Here is a 22,434-nt window from a genome sequence, read left to right as displayed (position 1 = left end):
ATGAGACTCACGCGCGTCATCGGCATCGGCGCGGGACTCGCGGTCGTCGCCGTCGCGGCCACCTCCGGAGTGATGGCCCTCGACCAGGAGGGCACCACCACGGTCACCGCGTACTTCGACCGGGCCACCGGCGTCTACCCGGGCTCCGACCTGCGCATCCTCGGCGTCAAGGTGGGCAGCGTCACCTCCGTCGAACCGCAGGGCCAGGAGGTGCGGGTCACCCTCCGCGTCGACAAGGACATCAAGGTCCCCGAAGGGGCGCACGCCGTGCTCGTCGCCCCCAGCCTCGTCGCCGACCGGTACATCCAGCTGGCACCCGCCTACACCGGCGGCGCCACCCTCGCCGACGGCGCGGTACTCCCCGCCGACGGCAACGCCGCACCCGTGGAGGTCGACCAGCTCTACGCCTCCATCACCGAACTCTCCACCGCGCTCGGCCCGGACGGCGCCAACGCCAACGGGGCGCTGGCCAGGCTGCTGGACACCGGGGCCCAGAACCTCGACGGCAACGGCAAGGCCATCGGTGACTCCATCGAGGAGTTCGGCAAGGCGACCAAGACCCTCGACAAGAGCAGCACCGACCTCTTCGACACCCTGTCCTACCTCCAGTCCTTCACCACCATGCTCAAGGACAACGACGGCGAAGTGCGCTCCGCAGAGCAGCAGTTGGACTCCGTCACCGGATTCCTCGCCGAGGACAAGGAGAACCTGAGCGCCGCGCTGTCCGAACTCGCCACCGCCCTCGGCCAGGTGAAGACCTTCATCGAGGACAATCGCGAGTCGCTCAAGACCAATGTCGACGCGCTCGTACCGCTCACCCAGATCCTCGTCAACCAACGGGCCTCGCTCGCCGAGTCCTTGGACACCCTCCCGCTCACGGCCGGCAACCTCGTCAACGCGTACGACCCGGTCAACCGGACCCTGGACGGACGGGCCAACCTCAACGAGCTGAGCATGGGCGGCTACTTCCCCGACCAGCCCGCGGCGACCGGCAGCACGGTGACCGACAGCGGGGCGACCGACAGCGGCGCGAGCCCTCTGAGCGGACTCGCCGCGGTCGACGCCGACCGCCAGGCCGAACTGCCCGTCCTCCCGCTGCCCGCCGTCGGCACCGTCTACGGCACACCCGAGAAGTCGGCCACCGGTACGGAGAAGTCCGGGACCGACGGCTCCGGGACCGACGGCTCGGCGACCGATGGCTCCGGGACCGAGAAGAAGGAGGCCGGCCGATGAGCAGGGCCGCGCACGGCCCCAGGGGCCGGGTGATCGCCGGGGCCGCCTCGGTGGCCGCCCTCGGCGTCGCCCTGGTGCTGGTGGTCACCCAGGTCGACGCACCCTCGTTCAGCGGGATCGAGCAGCTCCCGCTGCCCGGCGGCGCCGACCTCGGCGACCACCCGTACGAGATCACCGCCGAGTTCGCCGACGTCCTCAGCCTCGCCCCGCAGTCCTCCGTCAAGGTCAACGACGTCGCGGTGGGCCGGGTGACCGACATCGCGCTCGGCAAGGACGGCTGGACGGCGAAGGTCACCATGCGGATCAACGGGAGCGTCTCTCTCCCCGCCAACGCCTTCGCCCGCCTCGAACAGTCCAGCCTCCTCGGCGAGAAGTTCGTCCAGCTCGCCCCGCCCACCGAGGGCAAGGCCGAAGGCGCCCTCGCGGACGGCGACCGCATCCCGCTCGTCCGCACCAACCGCAACCCGGAGGTCGAAGAGGTCCTCGGCGCCCTCTCCCTGCTCCTCAACGGCGGCGGAGTGGCCCAGCTCAAGACCATCACCACCGAGCTGAACAAGGCGCTCACCGGACAGCAGCCGGAGATCCGGTCGATGCTCCAGCGGGTCGACACCCTCGTCACCGACCTGGACGACCACAAGGAGGACATCACCCAGGCCCTCGACGGCGTCAACCGGCTCGCCGCCACCCTCGCCACCCGCAAGCAGGACGTCGGCACCGTGCTCACCGGGCTCAGCCCCGGTCTCAAGGTGCTGGAGGCCCAGCGCGGCCAGCTGCTGACCATGCTGCGTTCGCTCGACACCCTGTCCACCGTCGCCGTCGACACGATCAACAAGAGCAAGGCCGACATGATCGCCGACCTCAAGGCCCTCGCGCCCACTCTCCAGGCGCTCGCCGACTCCGGCGACGCGCTGCCCGACTCCCTCCAGGTGCTCGCCACCTACCCGTTCACGGACGAGGTGCTGCGCGGCGTGAAGGGCGACTACCTCAACGTCTACCTGGACATGACGGCCACCCCCGGCACCCGGATCATCCCGCCGTACGACCCCAATGCGACGACCACCCCGACCGAGCCGACGGCGGAGACGGCGTCCCTCGCCTCGCTGCCCCTGCCGCTTCCCTCGGTGACCGCTTCGAGCACCGGGAGCGAGCGATGATCACCACGGCCGTCCGCCTCAAGAACATCGCCTTCCTCGTGATCTCGGTGCTGGTCCTCGGCTTCCTCGGCGTCCGCTACGCCGACCTCGGCCACTTCGTCGGACTGCGGGACTACTACACCGTCAAGGTGCAACTTCCGCAGACAGGCGGCCTGTTCACCCACTCCAACGTCACCTACCGGGGCGTCTCCGTGGGCCGGGTCGGTCCCATCGACCTGACCGACGACGGCGTCGAGGCGGAACTGCGCATCGACAACGACTCACCGCCCATCCCCGACAGCCTCACCGCCGTGGTCGCCAACCTGTCGGCGGTCGGCGAAGAGTACGTCGACCTGCGCCCCACCCGCGCCACCGGCCCGTTCCTCGGCAACGGCTCGGTGATCGACCAGGCGGACACCACCATCCCCGCGCCTCCCACCGACGTACTCGTCAGCGTCAACGACCTGGCGTCCTCGGTGGACCTGGAGTCGCTGCGCACCGTGGTCGACGAGTTCGGCACGGCGCTGGCCGGCCGGGGCGACGACCTCCAGGTGCTGCTGGACACCGGCAGTGAGTTCGTGGACGCAGCCGACAAGGCGCTCCCCGCCAACATCAAGCTGATGCGGGACGGCGAGACGGTGCTGCGCACCCAGGCCGAACAGGGCGAGGCGCTCAAGGGCTTCGCCGACGGGGCGAAGGATCTGGCCGCCGAGCTGAAGGGCTCCGACAGCGACCTGCGGCGGCTGATCGCAGCCACCCCGGGCGCCGCGACCCAGCTCAGCGCGCTCATGCGCGACCTGGACCCGGGCTTCGGCGTCGTCGTCGCCAACCTGCTCACCACCTCCGAGGTCGCCGTCACCCGGCAGCGCGGCATCGAGGAACTCCTGGTGAAACTGCCCGCCGTGGCCGCCGCCGGAGCGAGCGTGGTGGACGAGGACGGTGCACGTTTCGGGATGGCCGTCACCTTCTTCGAACCGCTGCCCTGCACCGCCGGATACGGCGGCACCGTCTACCGCAACGGCCTGGACACCACCCAGGGCCCCGCGGTCAACACCGGGGCGCGCTGCACCTCGTCCCCCGGCACCGGCATCGAGGTCCGCGGCCCCGCCAACGCCCCGAAGGGCGGCGCGGTCCCCGCGCCGGTGAAGCCGGTGACGACGCTGAGCGGCTCCACGGCGGACACGATCCTCCCCGGCGCCCTGTCCGCCACCTCCACCGGCGGGTCCGCCACCACCATGGCCGGGCTGCTCGGACTGGGGGGAGGCGAGTGAGCGCGCGGGCGAAGAACCTCACCGGCTGGGCGGTCCTCCTCGCCGCCGTACTCGTGTGCGCGCTGGGCGGCTGGTCCTACGCGGCGGCCCGGGGCGACGACTCCCTCGCGTACGCCAAGAGCCGGGACGCCGCACTCGCCGCCGGCCGGAGCCAACTGGCCCGGCTGAACAGCATGGACGGCACCGACGCCGCACGGATCGACGCCGGACTCGACGGCTGGCTGCGGGTCACCTCCGGGCCGCTCCACGACCAGTTGAAGAGCACCCGTGCCAAGGACGCAGCCGCGTTCCGGTCGGCCGGCACCAGCGCCAAGGGCAGGGTCACGGACGCGGCGCTCACCGCCCTCGACGAGCGCGGCGGGACGGCTGAGCTGATCGCCACCGTGGACGTGAAGGTCACCCCGCGCACCGGAGCGGCCGGAACCGAACGCAAACGGTTCGAGGCCGCCCTGGAGCGCACGGGCGACGGCTGGAAGGTCAAGGCACTCACCGCGATCCCGGTCGGAGCGGCCACATGAGCGCGACCCGGGCAGGCACGACGACAACGCGCGACGACGGGCCCGGCGACGACGGTCAGGGCGACGGCGGTCGGCACGACAGCGGAGAGGCGGCGGCGGTGAGCACGACCGGCCTGCACGTGGACGATCGGGAGGGACCTGCCGCGGAGGCGCCCACCCCACCGTCCGACGACACGGCATCCGATGACACGGCATCCGAAGACACGGCGTCCGAGGGCACCCCGTCCGAGGACGCACCGCCCGGGGCGACCGGCCGTTTCGCCCGGTGGCGCCGCGTCCTGGCCGGCGCGCTGGCCGTCCTGCTGGTCGCCGCCGGGGCCGCTCTCTTCGCGCGCGGCCAACAGATCCGGGACACCCCCGCCACCGCGAACCGGGCGCTCACCGACACGGCCGGGACCGACCGGGTCTCCGCCGACGTCAGCAGCGCCCTCACCACGGTCTTCTCGTACGCGCCCGGTACCACCGCCGCGACGAAGACCGCCGCCCAGCGCCTGCTGGCGGGAGCGGCACTCAAGCAGTACGCGGCGCTCTTCGGGCAGGTCGAGAAGCAGGCGGCCGACCAGAAGCTGACGCTCACCACCCACGTCGTGCGAGTCGGTGTCGTCCGGCTCACCGGCGACAGCGCCCACCTGCTGGTCTTCATGGACCAGGTGTACGAGCGCGAGGGCAAGGCCGCCACCTCGGCCCCCGCCCAGCTCTCCGTCACCGCCCACCAGCGGGACGACGTCTGGCAGATCGTCGACATCACCTCCAGGTGACGAGGCACAGCGACACGGTGCCGGCCCGCACGGGGGCCGGCAGGGGAGAGGCAGCGATGGCACAGGCGGGCAGAACGACACCTACGCGGGCGAATCCGCTGGTGATGGCGGCGAGTGCGCTGGCACTCGTGGCGGCGGTCGCGGCGGGCTGGGGCGGGTGGTCCTGGTACACGGCGGCGCACGACGACTCGGCTTCGTACGCACAGGCCCGCGACGACGCCCTCGCGGCGGGCGAGCAGGCCGTGCAGAACATGAACACGCTCGACCACGCCCGGCTCCAGGAGGGGCTGGACAGCTGGGAGGACTCCACGACGGGGGATCTCCATCAGCAACTCGTCGAGGGGCGCGACGCGTTCGTGAAGCAGATCGACACGGCGAAGACGACGAGCACCGCCCAGGTGCTCTCCGGCGCCGTCACGGAACTCGACGAACGGGCCGGCAAGGCGAGCCTGATGGTGGCCCTGCGCGTCACCGTCAAGGCACCCGAGGGCGACCCGGCGGTGAAGGAGAGCCGGATGCTGGGCCAGCTCACCCGGACCTCCCAGGGGTGGAAACTCAGCGCTCTCGGCCAGGCGCCCGTCGGCAACACCGCCGGCTGACCCGCCGCTCCCGTCACCCCGCCCCACCCCGAGAGGACCCCGGACATGTCGACGACCCGTCACCTCGTCAACCGGCAGCGCAGGCTGGCCACCGTCGCCGCCGACCGCACCACGGCGACCCACGAGACCTCCCCGACCGCCGACGAAGCGGACGTCTCCGCTCCTGACGGCGCGGACGGCGGCGATCCGCGGGACGACGATCCCGCCGACGACCCGGAGCCGTCCGAAGCCGCGGAGCGGTCGCGGGCCGAAGAAGCCGCGACGGCCGAGGAAGAGGACGAGCAGGCCCCGCCCCCGCGACGCCGGATTCCCCGTCTCCGTATCAGCCTTCCCGCCCTGCTGTGCGTACTCACCGTCCTGCTCGGTGTCTTCGCCGCCTGGGCGTTCACCGCCGCCGTCACCCTGCGGGACGACCCGAGCCGCCGGAACACGGCGCTCACCGACATCGCCCGCACCAGTGAGGTCAAGGGACAGATCACCGAGGCGGTCGGCGCCGTCTTCAGTTACGACTACGCCTCCACCGAGAAGTCCGACCGCGCCGCGAAGACGTACCTGACCGGCAAGGCGGTGCAGCAGCACCAGGACATGCTCGCCCAGGTACGGGAACAGGCGCCGAAGCAGAAGCTCGTGCTCACCACGACCGTCACCGAGAGCGCGGTCCAGCAGCTCGACGGCGACCGGGCGAGACTCCTCATTTTCGCCGACCAGAGCAACACCCGTACCGGGGGCAAGGAGGAGACGACCTACGCGGCGGCCATGTTCGCCGTGGACGCGGTCCGCAAGGACGGCCGCTGGCTGATCGCGACCATCGACACCTTCACCCAGTGACCCGGGGAGAGACGGACAGATGAGGTTCAACGGTTCCATGCGGCGCGGAATCACCGGCACGGCCACGGCCGTCGCCGCGATGGCCGCGCTCACGGCCTCGCAGGCACCGGGTTTCGCGGGCGCCGCGCACCAGGACGAGGCGAAGAACGTCGCCACCGACGAGGTGGTCTGGACACAGGTGCCCAACGACGACTCGTACCACACCGAACTGCCGCCCCTGAAGTCACCGGCCCCGCTGACCCTGCCGACCGCGCGGAAATCAGGCGCGGACCAGCAGACTCCCGCCGTCGTCGAGGCATGGGCCCAGGCAGGCATCCCGTCGACCGTGCTCGCCGCGTACCGCAGGGCGGAGAGCACCGTCGGCCGGACCGACGGCGCCTGCCGGCTGCCGTGGCAACTCCTCGCGGCCATCGGCAAGGTGGAGTCCGGGCACGCCGCCGGAGGCAGGGTGGACAAGGCCGGTACGACGCTTTCGCCCATCCTGGGGCCCGTCCTGAACGGCGCCGGGTTCGCGAACATCCCGGACACCGACAACGGCGCCTACGACGGCGACAGCACCTACGACCGGGCCGTGGGGCCGATGCAGTTCATTCCGTCCACCTGGGCGCACTGGGGCCAGGACGGCAACGGAGACGGCCGCCGCAACCCCAGCAACGTCTACGACGCGGCGCTCTCCGCCGGCCGCTACCTCTGCGCGGGTGCCCGCAACCTCTCGGTCTCCGCCGACCTCGACCGGGCGATCCTCAGCTACAACCACTCGGACACCTATCTGCGCACGGTGCTGTCCTGGCTGGCGTACTACGACAACGGCGTGCACCCCGTGCCGGACGGCCAAGGCCCCCTGCCCACCAGCCCCGGAGCGGGCGGCCCCAGCGAACCGTCCGCCCCGGTCGGCGGCCCCGGCAGCATCATCATCGGCCCCCAGCCCTCCGGCACCCCCCGCCCGTCCACCTCGCCCACCCCCGCCCCGTCCGGAACCCCGGACCCGAGCACCACCCCCGATCCGGGTACGACTCCGGACCCGAGCACGACCCCCGACCCGAGCACGACCCCCGATCCGGGTACGACTCCGGACCCGAGCACGACCCCCGACCCGAGCACCACCCCCGATCCGGGTACGACTCCCGACCCGGGCACCACCCCCGACCCGGACCCGACCGACACCGGCACGACCGACCCGACGGACCCGGCGACGACGGAACCCACGGTCCCGGCCACCACCGACCCGGAGCCCACTTGCACGGACCCGGCCACCGACCCGGAGGCCACCGACGCCCCGTGCACCGACCCGGCCGCGGGCACGGCGGAGTAACGGCCCCGCTTCGTCTGAAGCGTGTTGGGGAAGTCCCGCCTGTCCGGCGGCGTCTGGCACGCTCGCCGCGTTGTCGGGATCACCCCGATACATCCAGTATCGGGGCGACCCTCCGCCGTGCGATCGCACGCACCGGACGCCGCCGGACCCGCCCCACGGGCGGACGGGCGCTTCTTCCGCAACACGCTTCATGCCGTGTGTCGCATGTGGATCTCGGGCTGTGAATGATCACGGTTCATGGGCCGGGGAGATCTCACGGACGAGCAGTGGGCGGTGCTCAAGCCGCTGTTGCCGAAGGGTGCCGGGGCGGGGCGGCCTCGGCGGCAGTCGATCGACGGCATGCGCTTTCGGGTCCGGACCGGCGTTCCGTGGCGGGACGTGCCCGCCGCGTACGGGCCGTGGGGCCGGATCCACGACCTGTTCCGCCGATGGCGGCGGGACGGCACCTGGCACCGAATCCTCACCCGTCTTCAGTCCCTGGCCGACGCGGAAGGCGCTGTCACGTGGAACCTGAGCGTCGACTCCACAGTGTGCCGCGCCCACCGACATGCGGCGGGGCCCGGAAGCAGGGCGACCTTCAGAAGGAGCCACCGGGCGGCGTGTTTACCGAGCCCGGTGATCATCGGCAATACACGGCGACTGTGCTGGTCGCAGCGATCGACGAATGGCTATGACCCTGTCTCGCGCGTCATCACGTAGGTGTTCCCGATGTCGGGATCGCCGTAGAAGAAGAACAGCTTCAGCTCGTGGTTCTGATCGCGGTCCACGTAGAACGACCACGCGTATGTCGAGGGGGGTTCGGGAGGCGAGGTGTCAGTGGCCGTCGCGGTGGAACGGCTCTCCGCTCGGGTCCGGGCTTTCAGCGTGACTCGGACGACCTGTCCGCCGTTGCCGTCGGTCAGTTGCCAGGTCCCCGTACCGGAGAGGCGCCAGCCGTCCTCGAAGTCGAAGTCCTGCCCGTCGAGCTTTTCGAGAAGAGCCGTTCCGTCCTTGCGAAGCACCACGCGGGTTCCCTCGACGTTTTTCCAGCCCCCGGCGACTTCGGCCGCCGTGGTGTCGTGGATCCCTGTTCCCTCGTAGTACTGATAGGGGCCGGCGCACGCAGTCAGAGCAGCCAGAACCACCATCAAGCCACCGAGGGCCGCTCCCCACGCACGTAGCCTGCTTCCGCCCGCCACCAGGACCTCCCACCTTCAGCCCATATCGGCCAACCGATAGGAGTGGGCCGTGGAGAGATACCTTGTCAGACTTATTGAACGTGTTCAACTCTGCGACTGGAGGGGTGGCGCGTACCAGCACCGGCTCGTGCGTCCAGCGCTGCCCGCGGCCGCCGATGAGCACCGCGAACAGCGCTTCAGGGACCTAGGCCCTTCGCCCTGGGGGCGTACCCGCGCGCGGGGGCACATGGCGATCGGACCGGTGTCGGTGAGCCCCTGGGGGCCATCCCCGCACGCGCGGGGAGCACACGCACGCTGCCGGGTGCTTCGCCTTGCCGAGAGAGCCATCCCCGCACGCGCCGCCCGGCGTACGGCGGCCCGGCCGTTCACGCCGGAAGGGTGTGCCGGTCGCCGGCGCCGAAATGGCGTCGGGTTTCCTCGTCGGCCGGCAGGAACGTCTCCAGGTGCAGCCCTTCCAGGGCGGCGTCGGTCGCCGTGCTGAGAGTGGCCGAGGTGCTGAAGAACCGGAGCGGGGTCCCTTCCACGTCGATGGCGAGCGTGACCACCGGTCCCGTGGACGGGGTGGCGGCGCCGGTTCCGTCGAGGAGCCCGGCGATCTCCGTGGCGAGCGCCTGGTGGCGTCGGTCGTGGGTGCGCTCGGCGCGGTGTCTCACCTGCCGGAGCAGATGGCTCCCCCACTCCTGACGATTTCCGATCCGGTCGGCCAGCCCGCCCGGATGCAGGCAGACCCGGACCACGTTGACCGGGGGCTCCAGCAGTTCGGGCGCGCACCCGGTCAGCAGGCGACCAGCCGCGGCGTTGGCGTCGACGATGTCCCAGTGGTCGTCCAAGAGCAATGCGGGGTAGGGCGCATGCGCGTCGAGCAGCTGACGCAGGCCGTCCATCACCACCTCGATCGACACGTCGTCCCAGGGGAGATCCCGGTAGCGCGGCGCGTAACCGGCTGCCAGCAGGATGCGGTTGCGGTCCCGCAGCGGCACATCCAGGCTCTCGGAGAGATGCGCGATCATCTCCGGCGTCGGGTGTGCGCGGCCGGTCTCCACCCGACTGAGGTGCCGCGTGGAGACGCGCGACTGGTTGGACAACTCCTGCTGACTGAAACGGCGTCGCTCGCGCCACATCCGCAACAGCGCGCCGGGCGGCGGTTCTTCGGTGGCGATCCTCATGTCCGTGAGTCTAGGAGACGGCGTCCGGAGCGCCATGACCTCCGAGGTCATGGATCGACCGACCGCGCCGGGCCAGGATTTTGGGCATCGGCCGAACCGGACGGAGACGGTCCGCCGGTCCCGACGAACGGAGAGAAGGACATGGCAGCCACCCCGGACACGGTCCAGCAGTACCTGGCCACCTGGAACTCGAGCGGGGAGGAGAGGGCGAAGCTGCTCTCCGCGTACTGGTCGCCCGAGGTGACGTACACCGACCCGCTGGCCGAGGTCTTTGGCCACGAGGGGATCGCGGCGGTCGTGGACGGGGCCCGGGAGCAGTTTCCGGGGCTGGTGTTCACCCAGGTCGGCGAGGCCGACGCCCACCACCGGCAGCTGCGGTTCCGCTGGGGCCTCGGACTCCCGGGAGCCGAACCGCTGGCGATCGGGTTCGACGTCCTGGTGCTGGACGAGTCCGGCAAGATCCAGGACGTCCGCGGATTCCTGGACAAGGTGCCGGCATGACGACGGCGTCCCGCGGATACATGATCGGCTACCTGAGAGACGTCGAACTCGGCCCGGCCATCGCCGAGTACATCGCCCGCATCGAGTCCACGATGGCCCCGTACGGTGGCCGCTTCCTGGTCCACGGTGGACGGATCGTCCCGCACGAGGGGGAGTGGGACGGCGACATCGTCATCCTGGAGTTCCCCGATCCGGCCGCCGCGCAGGACTGGTACGAGTCGCCCGGCTACCAGGAGATCCTTCCGCTCCGCACCGGACACGCGACCTCGAAGATCGCGCTGGTCGAGGGGGTGCCGGACGACTACCGTGCCGCCGACAAGGTCCGAAAGCTGTCCCCGCCCGGCAACGCCCGTTCTCCTCAACAGGGTTATCGGTCGCTCGACGGGCGCGGGATCACGTCGGGCCCGCGCGCACGCTCACGCGGTCCCCGACAGCACCTCGGAGAGGTCGTACCGCACCACTTCCTCCAACTGCCCGTAGGTGCAGCCGGAAGGGGTGCGGTCGGGGCGCCAGCGACGGAACTGCGTGGTGTGTCGGAACCGGTCGCCCTCCATGTGGTCGTAACTCACCTCGCAGACCCGTTCCGGGCGCAGCGGCACCCACGACATGTCCTTCTTCCCCGACCAGCGGCTCGGCGCCCCGGGCAGCCGGGCACCCTCGTGCGCCTCGGCGTTCGCCCAGGCGCCCCAGGGGTGTTCGGCGGCGCCGGTGCGCAACGGCGCCAGCTCCTCGGCCAGTTCGGCCCGGCGTTTCATCGGGAAGGAGGCGCAGACGCCGACGTGCTGGAGTGCGCCCGCGTCGTCGTACAGCCCCAGCAGGAGCGAACCGACGACCGGGCCGCTCTTGTGCTCGCGGTAGCCGGCCACCACGCAGTCGGCGGTCCGCTCGTGCTTGATCTTGAACATGGCGCGGGCGTCCGGCCGGTAGGGAAGGTCGAGCGGTTTCGCGACGACCCCGTCCAGACCCGCGCCCTCGAACTGGTCGAACCACCGCTGCGCGACCTCCCGGTCCGTGGTGGCCGGGGCGAGGTGGACCGGTGGCACCGCGCCGGCGAGCGCCGTCTCGAGTACCGTGCGCCGGTCGGCCTGCGGGGTGTCCAGCAACGACAGGTCGTCCAGGGCCAGTACGTCGAAGGCGACCAGGGACGCGGGGGTCCGCTCGGCGAGCGTCCGTACCCGGGACTCGGCCGGGTGGATGCGCTCGCTGAGCCGGTCGAAGTCGAGGCGCCCGCCGTGGGCGAGGACGATCTCCCCGTCGATCACGCAGCGCGGCGGCAGCGACTCCAGGACCGCCGGGACCAGCTCCGGGAAGTAGCGGGTCAGCGGCTTGCCGGTACGGCTGCCGATCACCACCTCGTCGCCGTCGCGGTGCACGATCGCCCGGAAGCCGTCCCACTTCGCCTCGTACTGCATGCCGGGCGGGATCGCCTTGACGGACTTGGCGAGCATCGGCTTCACGGGAGGCATCACCGGCAGGTCCATGGTCCGATTCTGCGCTGAACCCCACCGCCCGTCATTCGATATGCGGCATTTGCGTACCCGGCCTACGGTGGCCGACATGGGAGCTGCGGTGGAACTCGACGTGGACGGACGGCCGGTGCGGCTGTCCAACCCCGACAAGGTGTACTTCCCGGAGAAGGGCTACACCAAGAGGGACGTGGCGGAGTACTTCCTCGCGGTGGGCGACGGCATCACCCGCGCACTGCGCGACCGGCCCACCACCCTCCAGCGCTTCGTGGACGGGGTCGAGGGCGAATTCTTCTACCAGAAGCGGGCGCCGAAGAACGTGCCCGACTGGATTCCCACCACCCGCATCTCCTTCCCCAGCGGCCGGCACGCCGACGAGATCTGCCCCGCCGGTCTCGCGGCGGTCCTCTGGGCGGCCAACCTCGGCACGCTCACCTTCCACCCCTGGCCGGTACGGAACACCGACACCGACCACCCCGACGAACTGCGCATCGACCTCGACCCCCAGCCCGGTACCGACTACGCCGACGCCGTCGAAGCAGCCCACGAACTCCGCATCGTCCTGGAGGAGCACGGGCTGCGCGGCTGGCCCAAGACCTCCGGCGGACGCGGCATCCACGTCTTCGTGCCGCTGGTCCCCGAGTGGACCTTCACCGAGGTCCGCCGGTCCGCCATCGCCGTGGGCCGCGAACTGGAGAGGCGGATGCCGGACCGGGTCACCACCGCCTGGTGGAAGGAGGAACGCGGTGAGCGGATCTTCGTCGACTACAACCAGACCGCCCGCGACCGGACCATCGCCTCCGCCTACTCCGTACGCCCCTTCCCGCACGCGCCCGTTTCCGCCCCACTGCGCTGGGAGGAGATCGACGACGCCGAGCCCCGGGACTTCGACATCAGGACCATGCCCCAGCGGTACGCGAAGGTGGGCGACGTCCACGCCGACATGGACCAGCACGCCTTCCGCCTCGACCTGCTGCTGGAACTCGCCGCGCGCGACGAGCGGGAACACGGCCACGGCGACCTGCCCTATCCGCCGGAGTACCCCAAGATGCCCGGCGAACCCAAGCGCGTGCAGCCCAGCCGCGCCCGGCACGACGACGAACCGGAGACCGACGCGTGAGCGGAGAGAGCACGCCGCCGGAGGGCGCCGACGACGGCGGGAGAGCCACTCCCGACGACGGCGGGAGAGCCACTCCCGACGGCGCGGGGGGAGCCACCGCCGACCATGCCGGGGGAGCCACCCCCGCGTCCGGCCGTGCCCCGCACGGCGCCCACGGCAGGCCCTCCACCCCGCGCGACAAGTGGCACGCCTTCAAGGAATCGCCGTACTTCCCCGCGACCGTGCTGCTGTTCATCCTCGCCGCCGCGGCGGGCCTCTTCGCCGGCTCGTACACGTACGCCATGGCCAACCCCACCCCGCACCGGATCCCCGCCGCCGTGATCGGGCAGCCGGCTCCGCCGCGCGGCACCGCGTTCGTGGCGGGGATGGAGAAGGCCCTGGACGCCTCCCTGGTCCTGCACGAGTACGACACGATGGCCGAGGCCGACGAAGCGCTCCAGGAGCAACGCGTCTTCACCATCCTGCGCGCCGACGACGACCGGGTGCACCTCGACGTCGCGGGGGCCTCCGGCGCCTCGGTGGCCCAGCTCCTCGCCGAGGCGGGCGAGAAGGTGGGCAAGGCGGTCGGGGTTCCGGTCACCGTCCGCGACGTCAAGCCCCTCCAGCCCGGCGACCCCCGAGGACTCGCGCTCTTCTACATCTCGCTCGCCGCCGTCATCCTCGGCTTCGTCGGAGCCATCCAGCTCAGCGTCCACGCCCGCAGCCTGAACCCGCTGGAACGCATCCTCTTCACCGTCGCCCACGCGCTGCTCGGAGGGTTCGCCATCGCCGCCGTGGTGGACTGGGGGCTCGGGGCACTGGACCTGCCCTTCCTCCAGTCCTGGCTGATCCTGGCCTACACGATGTTCACCTGCGCCATGGTGTTCACCATGTTCAACACCCTCATCGGGCGCTGGGCGATGCTCCCGACCTGGGGCGTCATGGTGCTGCTCGGCAACCCGTCGTCCGGCGGCGCCGTCTCCTGGCCACTGCTGCCGTCGTTGCTCGGGCACATCGGCCGCTGGCTGCCTCCGGGCGCCTCCGTCAACGCCCAGCACACCGCCGTCTACTACCACGGCCACCAGTTCCTCTTCCCCTATCTGGTGCTCGGCGTGTGGGCCCTCGTCTCCTGCGCCGTGTTCTGGACCTGGCGCCACCGCCACCCCGGCGGCCGGCCGAAGGAGCCCGAGCACGCGGCGGCATCCGGCTGAACGCCCGTCGCGGAGCTCAGTCGGAGACGGCCCCCGCCGCGAAGCGAGACTGCTCCTCCTCCACGATGAGCCGGGCCAGCGCCCCGTCCGACACGTCCACGGCCTCGGGCACCGCCTCGGCGAGGTCGCTGCGCCGGGCGTACGCGTCGAATGCCCGGTCCTTGCGGGCCAGCAGCGCCATCATCCGCTGGTCGACGCTGTCCGCCGTGAGCAGCCGGTGCACCTGGACGGCGCGTATCTGACCCATCCGGTGCGCCCGGGCCACGGCCTGGTGCTCCAGGGTGGGCTTGATCTGCGGCTCGCAGAGGATGACCACGGAGGCAGCCTGCATGTTCAGCCCGGTGCCGCCCGCCTGGATCTGGCTCAGCAGCACCGCGTGGCCCCGCGCCGCCCCGAAGGCGTCCACCAGCTCCTGGCGGCGCGCCGCCGCGACATTTCCGGCCAACGGCCCGAACACCCCGTCGCCGAGGGCCGCGCGTACGGTCGCCAGCACTTCGCGGAAGTACGAGAACACCACCACCTTGTGCCCGTTCCCTGCGGCCTCGGCGACGAGCTCCCGCAGCCGCGCCAGCTTCGCCGACGCCTCGGGCACCGCATACGCCGCCCGGCGCATCCGCATGAAGTGGCCGTCGTCCACCGCCGCGCGGTAGGCGCCGAGGTCCGCCTCGCTGAACTCCACCCACTCGTCCGCCCGGACCAGGGCGGGCAGTTCGGTCAGGACGTCCTCCTGGTTGCGCCGGAGGTAGGCGGGCGCGACCGCGCGGCGGAAGGCGAGCGAACCGGCGGCGCCGTGCGTGGTGTCGACCGAGGGCGCGAGTTCGGGGCGGAGCAGCCGGATCAGACTGCGGAACTCCGCCACCCGGTTCTCCATCGGGGTGCCGGTGAGGAAGAGGACGTGCTCGGCCCGGTCCGCCCACCCGGCGACCGCCCGCGACCTGCGGGTGGCAGGGTTCTTCACGTAGTGCGCCTCGTCGACGACGAGCATGGCCGGCCGCACCGCGGTTCCCGCGTCCGGCAGGGCGTGGAGCGCGTCGAAGGTGGTGAGCGCGACCCCGCCTGAGTGCCGCCACTGGGCGAACGCGTCCTCCCGGTCGGGGCCGTGGACGGGCAGCACGCTCAGCGTGGAGCGGGCGCGGATCTCCCGGGTCCAGTTGATGAGCACGCTCGCCGGGCACACCACCAGGAAGTGGCGCTCCCCGCCCGCCGCCAGGTGCGCGAGCGCCGCGATGGCCTGGACCGTCTTGCCCAGACCCATCTCGTCCCCGAGCACCACCCGCTTCTGGGTGAGCGCGAACCGGGCCCCGAACGACTGGTAGCCGCGCAGCGACACCCGCAACCGTGTGTCGTCCAGCCGCAGTCCGCGTACCCGGTCCGCGATGGTGGCCGGCAGGAACCCCTCGGCGGCGTCCCGGTCCGGCCCCGTTCCCGACAGCTCGGCCAGTAGCCCGTAGTACTCCGCCGGCCGCAGCTCGAAGTCGACCCAGGCCGCCGCGTCCGGCTCCGGGGCCCGCAGCAGATCGACGGACACCTGGCCGAAAAGGAGCGGGAGGCGCTGCTCCTCGGCCTCGGCCAGCACCGCGCGTACGGTCTCCACCGCCGACGCGACCCGGCCGCGCGTCTCCCTGCCGAGGAAAAGGGGGCGCAGCCGCCCCCTGGCCGGCGCCGCCGCGGCCAGGGCCTCCTCCAGCCGCCCGATCAGGCGCAGCGCCGCCTCGCGGGCCCGCCGCGTGTCGGGGCCCGCCTCGACCAGCCGGTGCAGGGCCACCACCAGCGCGGTGGTGGCGGGGTCCGGCGCGTCCGCGTCGAGGCGTACCGCGATCGTGTCGCGGACCGCGTGCGCGAGCTGCTCGGCGGCGGCCAGCGCCTGGTCGGCGGTCTGCGCCCCCACCCCGGGCAGCCTTCGGAGTTCGTACCGGCTCGCCGTGTGCACCGCGCCGACCGTGCGCAACCCCGCCTGTTCGAAGGCGGTGATGCGCAGCCGTCCCTCCGTCACGTCGCGGAGCCGCGCGACCGGGATCGCGTCCAGCTCCCGGCCGGCCAGGGCACCGATGAGGGGATCGAGCACGGAGCGTACGGACTCCAGGGCCCGGTCGTGGTCGGCGGGCACCGCGCGGGCCGCCGCCAGCAGCACGTCCGCGTCCGCGAGCAGCGGCCGGACCGTCTTCCTGGCGCCCGTCGCGTCGTCCTGTGGCATGTACGTCCCTCTGTCCCACCGCCCCGCCCGTCGCACCGAATCCCAGGGTCGCGACGAGGCCCCATGGTCCCACGGCAGGGTGACGGGAGGACAGCACCGCCCCGTCCGGATCGTGCCCCGGAGTTCCGCGACCGGTCGGCCGCTCCCGGAACTGCGACGTCCGGCCACCGGTGGCAGACTCGAAAAGCCAGGGATGCCCCTGCGCGAGAGCACGTCCACGACCTGTACCGACGAGTCAAGCGGGGCGGCAACGGGCCCTGCTGGAGGAGTGCAGCGCCATGCTCGACCCGACCTTCGGCCCCGGCGCCCCCAACTGGATCGACCTGGGCACGCCCGACCTCGACGGGGCGACCACCTTCTACCGCGGCCTCTTCGGATGGGAGCTGGTCCCCGGCGGTCCCGAGACCGGCGGCTACGGGATGTACACCCTGGACGGCCGGACCGTCGCGGGGGCGATGACCGTCACCGACGAGCAGGCCAAGCCGACGTGGTCGGTGTACTTCCAGTCGCCCGACGTGGACGCGACCGCCCGCGCGGTCGAGGCGGGCGGCGGAAACGTACCCTTCGCGCCCATGGACGTGCTGGAGTACGGCCGGATGGGCGGCTTCACGGACCCGGCGGGCGCCTACTTCGGAAGCTGGCAGCCCAAGCAGAACCCCGGACTCGGCGCGACCCAGGTGCCGGGCACGCTCATCTGGTCCGAGCTCTACACCCCGGACGTGGCGGCGGCGAAGACGTTCTACGGAAGCGTCTTCGGCTGGGACAGCGAGGCCACCGATTTCCCCGGCGGCACCTACACGATGGTCCGGCCCGCAGGCACGAAGGGCGACGAGGCGTTCTTCGGCGGCCTGGTCGGCCTGGACGAGGTGCCGAGCGAAGCCCGGTCGGGACCGCACTGGCTGCCGTACTTCCACGTCGACGACGTCGACGCGGTACTGGGCGACGCCGTCCGCCTCGGCGGGACCGTCACCCTGGGGCCGATGGACGTGGAGCAGGTCGGTGTGATGGCCAACGTCGACGACCCGTACGGGGCCTCCTTCGCCGTCATCAAGCCCGCCCCGATGGGCTGAACGTCCACGTTCCGCGTCGGCGGCGGGCGTGGCCAGAAGTGGACGTTCAACGGATGTTTATTGACGGACGGCATGCTGGGCGCATGCTGACGAACACCACCACCGAGGACGCACTGGCCTGGCAGGACACGGCCCTGTGCGCCCAGACCGGTCCCGAGTTCTTCTTTCCCGCGCCCGGCAGCTCGACCCGCGACGCGAAGCGGCTCTGCTTCGCCTGCGAGGGCCGGGTCGAGTGTCTGGAGTACGCCCTCGCCAACGACGAGCGCTTCGGCGTCTGGGGAGGGCTGTCGGAGAACGAACGCGACCGGCTGCGCCGCTCCGGCCGCGAAAGCGCCTGACCGGAGCGGGCGGGAAGCGGGGAAGCCACGGGAGCGGCGGGAATCGCGGCACTCCCGTGAGGGGCCCTCAGGCGGCCGGAATACGGAAGGTCTTCCCGTACATCCGCCACTCCAGGGGGGCGGTCAACTCGAAGTTCCCCTCGTCGAGGAACCTCATCTGCATGTCGTCGATCCGGGAGGTGTCGCGCCCGGTGCGCTTCGCCAGGATCGCCTTCCTGCTCGCGTCCAGGAAGATGTCGAGGTACTCCTCCTCGTCACCGCCCTCGGCCACCGTGTCGGCGTCCGACAGGGCCGCTTCCCGGATGCCGTAGAAGCCCGTCTTGCTGGTGTCGGGTCCGTGCAGCACCATCGCGTCGTAGTAGATGTACTGCCCGAGCGGTCCCAGCCCGTCGAGCTTCGCCTGCCGGACGGCCGGTTCGAAGTAGAGGCGGTCGCGGGTCTCCTCCTGTGCCGCGCGGAACGTCTGGTCCTCGGAGGCCAGCTTCCAGGCGTCGGTGAACCCGGGGTCCAGTCCCTCGTGCGACCCGGAGCCGTTCACCTTGCGCAGTGCCGGCAGGAAGGGCGCCAGCGGATTGTCCGGGTGCCCGGCGGTGTAGCGCTCCACGAGGTCGAGCATGTCGCTGGTGCCCGAGCAGAAACCGACGATTCCGGCGGTGTAGCCCAGACCGTCCCCGGTGTCCTCGATCGCGCCGTACCGGCTCTGCCAGTCGAGCGTGGCGCTGTTCGCACTGGAGACCAGCTCCGACGCGATCTCCTTCATCGCCGGATCGGCGAGCCCTGGAGGCTGCTCCGCGATCTCCGCGTCCTCCTCGGCGCGCAGGTCCGCCGCCGACTGCTTCTCGTTGCTCGCCGACGGCTGCCCGGTGTCGGAGGGAAGTTCGTCGCCGGAACCCCCGAAGACCAGGGAGAGGACGATGATGACCGGGACGCCGATGACGGCGAGACGTATCGCAGGTTTCACGCCGCACAGTGTAGGGCGGCTCACAGGAAACCCACTGGTCACCCCTGACCCGGGGTGACCGGGGCCGCATGTGTGGGGTAATCCTCCCGAAGCGTCCGCCCCGCCCTCCCGACCACCCTCTGATCACGTTCGGTAAAACCGTGGCCCGATCCTCGGCGGTGCACGGCAGAATCCCCCCATGACCGACAACCGGCCGCTGGTACTGGCCTGCGCCCTGCTCGACAGCCTCGACCCGCTTCCGTACCCCGCCCGCATGCGGGAACTGGCGGACCGTGTGCGGCGGCTGGTGGATGCGGGTGACCTGCGGCCGGTGCTGGAGGAGCTGGAGGACGGCGACCCGTACGAACGCGGCGTCGCGGTCCTCGCGGCGGCGATGGGCGGCGACCGGGAGTGGGTGGGCCGGCGCATCGCCGACGAGGACCCCTTCGTCCGGGGCCAGGCGCTGCGGGTGGCGGACGGGCTGGGCATGCCCGACGCGGTGTTCGAGGAAGCGATGGCCGACGCCCCGGCCGCCGTAAGGCTCCAGCTGATCCGGGCGGTCGTCGCGGGGCGCCGGACCGGACTGGCCGACCGGCTGGTCGTCTCCCTGCGCCGTACCTGGGGCGACGCGGAGGCGGCCCGGATACTGCCCGGCTGCTCACCCGAGGTCGTGGCGGCGCTCCTGCCGGAACTCTTCCACGCCCTCGCCTGCTGGTCCTCGCTCGGGCGGCGCCACCCCGGCCCCCTCCTCGACCACGCGGACCGTGAACTCGCCGGACTTCCGGAGGACCTGCGTGCCCCCTGGTGGCAGCAGCACGGACACGACCGAGCGGTCGCGGCCGCGGCCGACCGACTCCCGTACCGCGTCCTCGATCTGCTGGAGAAATACCCGCTCGCCCGCCTCCCCGCCGCCCTCCACAGCAGCCTCGGCCCGCTCGTCACCGCCGACCCGGGACGCTTCACCGGCCTGTTCCTCGGCCCGGGGCGCACCGAGTTCCACCGCCACGGCGTCCTCAGCACCACCCTGCTGAAACGGCTGGCCCGGACCGCGCCGGAAGGGCGGCTGGTCGCACTCGGCAGGGTCCTCGGCGACGACTCCGCCACCCTCGCGCGGCTGCTGCGCGCCCTGCCCCCCGGCCGGCGGGAGTCGTTCCACGCGTCCGTCACCGACCCGGACGGCACCGGGGCCGCCGGTATCCCCGTCGATTCCGCCGTGCTCGACGCACTTCCCCGCCGACGGGTCGCCGCGACGGCCCGGCGCATGGCCGCCTGGGCCCGCGAACACGGCGAACCCTGGGACACGGTTCTGCTCGCCGAGTCCTACCTGCCCGCCGAAGAGGTGCGCGAACGCCTGCTCACCGCCGTCCGGCGACCGGCCGCCGACGACCGGGCGACGGCCTGGCGGCTGCTGGTCCGCAATGCGGGACGCTCCGGCGAACCCGCCACCGTGCACGCCGTACTCGACGACATGGGGCGACTGCGCAACGAACAGGAACCCGTGCGCACCGCCGCGCTGCGCGCCCTGCTCGACACCCCGCCCGCCCTCTTCACCGCCGCGTCCGAGCCGCTCCTCGACCGGATCGCGACCGACGCCGTCGAGGCCCGCGACTCCTCCGCCGCCACCCGCTCCGCGCTCGGCTCGCTCGCCGTGACCGTCCTGCGCGAACACGCCGTCACCGGGAGCCGGACACTCGTCAGCTGGTCCCTGCGCACCCTCGTCCGGCTCTCCGGTTCCACCGGCGGCGCCGACCTCGGACGACTCGACCGCACCCTGCGCAGGGGCCAGGAACACCAGGTGTTCGAAGCGCTGCGCACCTGGCTGGAGGCGGGCGCCGAGAAGTCCGACTACGGGCTCGTCCTGGCACTGGCCCGGGCGGTCGGGCGCCGCGCCGACGGCATGGCCGAACTCCAGGAACTCCTCCGCCAGGCCGTCCTCTACGGTGACGCCCCCACCGCGCGCGCGGCGATCACCCTGTACCTGGCACGACCCGGGCCCCGCGACACGCGCGTCGAAGAGGTTCTGGGCCGGGACCGCTCCGCCGTCGTGATCCCGGCCGTGTGGCGGGCCGTCGCCGGCCGGCGCACCGATCTGCTGGACGGCGTGCTCGGCGGACCGGTGCCGTCCGGCAGATTCGCCACCCGCGAGGCCGACCGCACGGTGCCGGTCGGACGCGAGACCGTGCGCTGGGTGCCCCGGCAGCAGAAGGCCGCCCTGCGCGGACTGGAGAGGACGGCCGACGACGCCCTGCTGCCGCAGTGGACCCGGGTCGCGGCCGTCGCGCGGCTGGCAGCCGTACCGGGAGCGGGTACCGCCGCCCTCCGCGCGAGGGCCGCCTCCCCGGACGTGGTCCTGGCCGAAGCGGCTCTCACCGCCCTGGCCCGGACCGACCGCCCGGCCGACGCGCTGGAGGAGCTGCTCGCCCACGTCGGCGGAGACCGGGCACGGGTCGCCGCCTTCGCGGCGAGCGGGGTGACGCGGTACGTCCGCCCGTCCCGCCTGACCGGAGTGCTGGCCGCGCGGACCGCGCCCGGTACCGGAAAGGTCACCAGCCGCAAGGAGATGGTGCGCCTCGCCGCCGCCCGGCTGCCCCTGGAGCGTGCCGCCGAGGTGGTCGCCGGTGCCTACGCCGAACCCGGCCAGCACCCCGACGTACGGGCCGCCTGCGTCGCCGTCGCGCCCCGGCTGCTCGGCTCGGAACGTATCTGGAAGGTGCTGGCCGACGCGGCGGGCAGCGACACGGCGGTGCTGCGCGGGGCCGTGCTGCGCACCATCCCCGCCGGGTTGCCGGAACGGCACCGGGCCCGGTTCGCCCGGCTGGTCCAGGAGGTGAGCACCGCCGCGGATCCCGAGCAGGCCGCCGCTGCCCACCGGGCGCTGGCCCAGTGGCTGCCCTGGGCTCCCGGGGCGAGCGAGGTGTTGCTCGCCGCAGTGACCGACCTCGACCGCCGGGGTGGCTGGACGGCCGCGGCCGACGCCCTCACCGCCGTGGCGGCGGCGAGCCCCGAGGCGGCCGAGGCCCTCAACCGTACGTTCACCATGCTGGCCACCGACGACACGGCCGACGACGCGGGCGCCGACCGTGACCGGCCGGGCCGCCAGCGCCTCGTCCACATGGTGCGGGCGCTGTCCGGGAAGTACGCACCGCCGACCGAGGCGGAGCGCGCCCTGCTCGTCGGTGCGGCGGACCGCCTCGCAGGACATCGCGACACCGTCCCGCAGGCCGCCGCCCTGCTGGTCCGGGCGATCGACGCGTACACCGACGCGGACCGGCTGCACGCGGGCCTCGTCCGGCTCGCCGCCCTGCACGAGGGGCGGCCGGCACTCGCCGCCAGGACCGCCCGCACCCTCCTCGGCCATCTCGTGAACGCGCGCCGGTACGGAGGCGGGGACCCCGAGGTCCTCCTCACGGTGGCGGGCCGGTTCAGCGCGAGGGGCGGCGACCCCGCGCAGGGGCTGTTCGCCGTCGCGCTCACGGTGGCAGGCGGCCGGCGCACCGAGTGGACCGCCCCCTGGCGCACCCAGCTGCGGATACTGCGCCAGCACGCGGCGGCGGACGTCCGGGACGCCGCGTACGAGGAGTGGACCGCGCCGGAGTGAGGCCCGGCGCGGGAGGGGCGT

Annotated in this window: 20 protein-coding genes and 1 pseudogene; 16 read left to right on the top strand and 5 right to left on the bottom strand. The window is 72.4% G+C overall.

Annotated features, from left to right (window positions below):
- From ACFWEP_RS02480 to ACFWEP_RS02440, 9 genes are all read left to right on the top strand, one after another.
- Nucleotides 1-1,233 (top strand): MCE family protein, encoded by a 1,233-nt coding sequence (locus ACFWEP_RS02480; RefSeq protein ID WP_387364296.1) that lies wholly within the window; start codon nt 1-3, stop codon nt 1,231-1,233.
- Nucleotides 1,230-2,387: an MCE family protein gene (locus tag ACFWEP_RS02475; RefSeq protein ID WP_387364294.1), complete on the top strand. Its 1,158-nt coding sequence runs from the start codon at nt 1,230-1,232 to the stop codon at nt 2,385-2,387. The genes ACFWEP_RS02480 and ACFWEP_RS02475 overlap by 4 nt, the downstream gene beginning before the upstream one ends.
- Nucleotides 2,384-3,637 (top strand): MCE family protein, encoded by a 1,254-nt coding sequence (locus ACFWEP_RS02470; protein ID WP_387364291.1) that lies wholly within the window; start codon nt 2,384-2,386, stop codon nt 3,635-3,637. The genes ACFWEP_RS02475 and ACFWEP_RS02470 overlap by 4 nt, the downstream gene beginning before the upstream one ends.
- Nucleotides 3,634-4,155 carry a hypothetical protein gene (locus tag ACFWEP_RS02465; RefSeq protein ID WP_387364288.1) on the top strand — a complete coding sequence of 174 codons (522 nt, stop codon included), beginning with the start codon at nt 3,634-3,636 and terminating at the stop codon, nt 4,153-4,155. Before ACFWEP_RS02470 ends, ACFWEP_RS02465 begins: the two co-directional genes overlap by 4 nt.
- Entirely contained in the window at nt 4,152-4,913 is a 762-nt protein-coding gene (locus ACFWEP_RS02460; protein WP_387364285.1) for a hypothetical protein, read from the top strand. Before ACFWEP_RS02465 ends, ACFWEP_RS02460 begins: the two co-directional genes overlap by 4 nt.
- A gap of 104 nt (nt 4,914-5,017) precedes the next feature.
- Complete coding sequence (locus ACFWEP_RS02455) at nt 5,018-5,512, top strand: hypothetical protein (RefSeq protein WP_387364318.1); 495 nt, start codon at nt 5,018-5,020, stop codon at nt 5,510-5,512.
- A 45-nt stretch (nt 5,513-5,557) separates the two neighbouring features.
- Nucleotides 5,558-6,340 (top strand): hypothetical protein, encoded by a 783-nt coding sequence (locus ACFWEP_RS02450; RefSeq protein WP_387364282.1) that lies wholly within the window; start codon nt 5,558-5,560, stop codon nt 6,338-6,340.
- A 19-nt stretch (nt 6,341-6,359) separates the two neighbouring features.
- Nucleotides 6,360-7,652: a lytic murein transglycosylase gene (locus ACFWEP_RS02445; protein WP_387364279.1), complete on the top strand. Its 1,293-nt coding sequence runs from the start codon at nt 6,360-6,362 to the stop codon at nt 7,650-7,652.
- Nucleotides 7,653-7,889: 237 nt separating this feature from the next.
- The gene (locus tag ACFWEP_RS02440) at nt 7,890-8,351 is read left to right on the top strand and encodes a transposase (RefSeq protein ID WP_387364276.1); all 462 of its coding nucleotides are present in this window, start codon (nt 7,890-7,892) and stop codon (nt 8,349-8,351) included.
- Here the strand turns inward: ACFWEP_RS02440 and ACFWEP_RS02435 are convergent.
- Together ACFWEP_RS02435 and ACFWEP_RS02430 are read right to left on the bottom strand one after the other, a co-directional pair.
- Nucleotides 8,321-8,830, bottom strand: a complete 510-nt coding sequence (locus tag ACFWEP_RS02435) for a hypothetical protein (RefSeq protein ID WP_387364274.1) — start codon at nt 8,828-8,830, stop codon at nt 8,321-8,323. The genes ACFWEP_RS02440 and ACFWEP_RS02435 overlap by 31 nt on opposite strands.
- Nucleotides 8,831-9,195: 365 nt before the next feature.
- Complete coding sequence (locus tag ACFWEP_RS02430; RefSeq protein WP_387364271.1) at nt 9,196-9,996, bottom strand: helix-turn-helix domain-containing protein; 801 nt, start codon at nt 9,994-9,996, stop codon at nt 9,196-9,198.
- Nucleotides 9,997-10,137: 141 nt separating this feature from the next.
- Between ACFWEP_RS02430 and ACFWEP_RS02425 the strand changes: the two genes are divergently transcribed.
- Together ACFWEP_RS02425 and ACFWEP_RS02420 are read left to right on the top strand one after the other, a co-directional pair.
- Nucleotides 10,138-10,497, top strand: coding sequence for a nuclear transport factor 2 family protein (locus ACFWEP_RS02425; RefSeq protein WP_387364268.1), 360 nt, complete (start codon nt 10,138-10,140; stop codon nt 10,495-10,497).
- Nucleotides 10,494-10,778: pseudogene (locus ACFWEP_RS02420) on the top strand (DUF1330 domain-containing protein); the annotation flags it as partial. The gene ACFWEP_RS02425 and the pseudogene ACFWEP_RS02420, both read left to right, overlap by 4 nt.
- A gap of 135 nt (nt 10,779-10,913) precedes the next feature.
- On the opposite strand, the gene ACFWEP_RS02415 reads toward ACFWEP_RS02420, so the two are convergent.
- A complete protein-coding gene (locus tag ACFWEP_RS02415; RefSeq protein ID WP_387364265.1) occupies nt 10,914-11,978 on the bottom strand; it encodes an ATP-dependent DNA ligase in 1,065 nt (354 codons plus the stop codon).
- A gap of 76 nt (nt 11,979-12,054) precedes the next feature.
- On the opposite strand from ACFWEP_RS02415, the gene ligD reads away from it, so the two are divergent.
- Both ligD and ACFWEP_RS02405 read left to right on the top strand, forming a co-directional pair.
- Nucleotides 12,055-13,083 carry a non-homologous end-joining DNA ligase gene (gene ligD, locus ACFWEP_RS02410; RefSeq protein ID WP_387364262.1) on the top strand — a complete coding sequence of 343 codons (1,029 nt, stop codon included), beginning with the start codon at nt 12,055-12,057 and terminating at the stop codon, nt 13,081-13,083.
- Nucleotides 13,080-14,273: an ABC transporter permease gene (locus tag ACFWEP_RS02405; RefSeq protein ID WP_387364260.1), complete on the top strand. Its 1,194-nt coding sequence runs from the start codon at nt 13,080-13,082 to the stop codon at nt 14,271-14,273. Before ligD ends, ACFWEP_RS02405 begins: the two co-directional genes overlap by 4 nt.
- 16 nt (nt 14,274-14,289) lie before the next feature.
- Here the strand turns inward: ACFWEP_RS02405 and ACFWEP_RS02400 are convergent, their stop codons facing one another.
- Nucleotides 14,290-16,467: a DEAD/DEAH box helicase gene (locus ACFWEP_RS02400; RefSeq protein ID WP_387364257.1), complete on the bottom strand. Its 2,178-nt coding sequence runs from the start codon at nt 16,465-16,467 to the stop codon at nt 14,290-14,292.
- 278 nt (nt 16,468-16,745) lie between these two features.
- Here ACFWEP_RS02400 and ACFWEP_RS02395 point away from each other — a divergent pair, with 278 nt between their 5' ends.
- Together ACFWEP_RS02395 and ACFWEP_RS02390 are read left to right on the top strand one after the other, a co-directional pair.
- Complete coding sequence (locus tag ACFWEP_RS02395; protein ID WP_387364254.1) at nt 16,746-17,537, top strand: VOC family protein; 792 nt, start codon at nt 16,746-16,748, stop codon at nt 17,535-17,537.
- Between the two features lie 83 nt (nt 17,538-17,620).
- Complete coding sequence (locus ACFWEP_RS02390) at nt 17,621-17,875, top strand: WhiB family transcriptional regulator (RefSeq protein WP_387364251.1); 255 nt, start codon at nt 17,621-17,623, stop codon at nt 17,873-17,875.
- A gap of 67 nt (nt 17,876-17,942) precedes the next feature.
- Here ACFWEP_RS02390 and ACFWEP_RS02385 read toward each other — a convergent pair whose 3' ends face one another.
- The gene (locus ACFWEP_RS02385; RefSeq protein ID WP_387364248.1) at nt 17,943-18,836 is read right to left on the bottom strand and encodes a chitosanase; all 894 of its coding nucleotides are present in this window, start codon (nt 18,834-18,836) and stop codon (nt 17,943-17,945) included.
- A 178-nt stretch (nt 18,837-19,014) separates the two neighbouring features.
- Between ACFWEP_RS02385 and ACFWEP_RS02380 the strand changes: the two genes are divergently transcribed.
- The gene (locus ACFWEP_RS02380; protein ID WP_387364245.1) at nt 19,015-22,413 is read left to right on the top strand and encodes a hypothetical protein; all 3,399 of its coding nucleotides are present in this window, start codon (nt 19,015-19,017) and stop codon (nt 22,411-22,413) included.
- Nucleotides 22,414-22,434: the final 21 nt, after the last annotated feature.

Source organism: Streptomyces sp. NPDC060198 (assembly GCF_042728415.1).
Classification (GTDB): domain Bacteria; phylum Actinomycetota; class Actinomycetes; order Streptomycetales; family Streptomycetaceae; genus Streptomyces.
The sequence above is the reverse complement of the archived record's forward strand: the minus strand, read 5'-3'. Positions and strand labels throughout refer to the sequence as shown.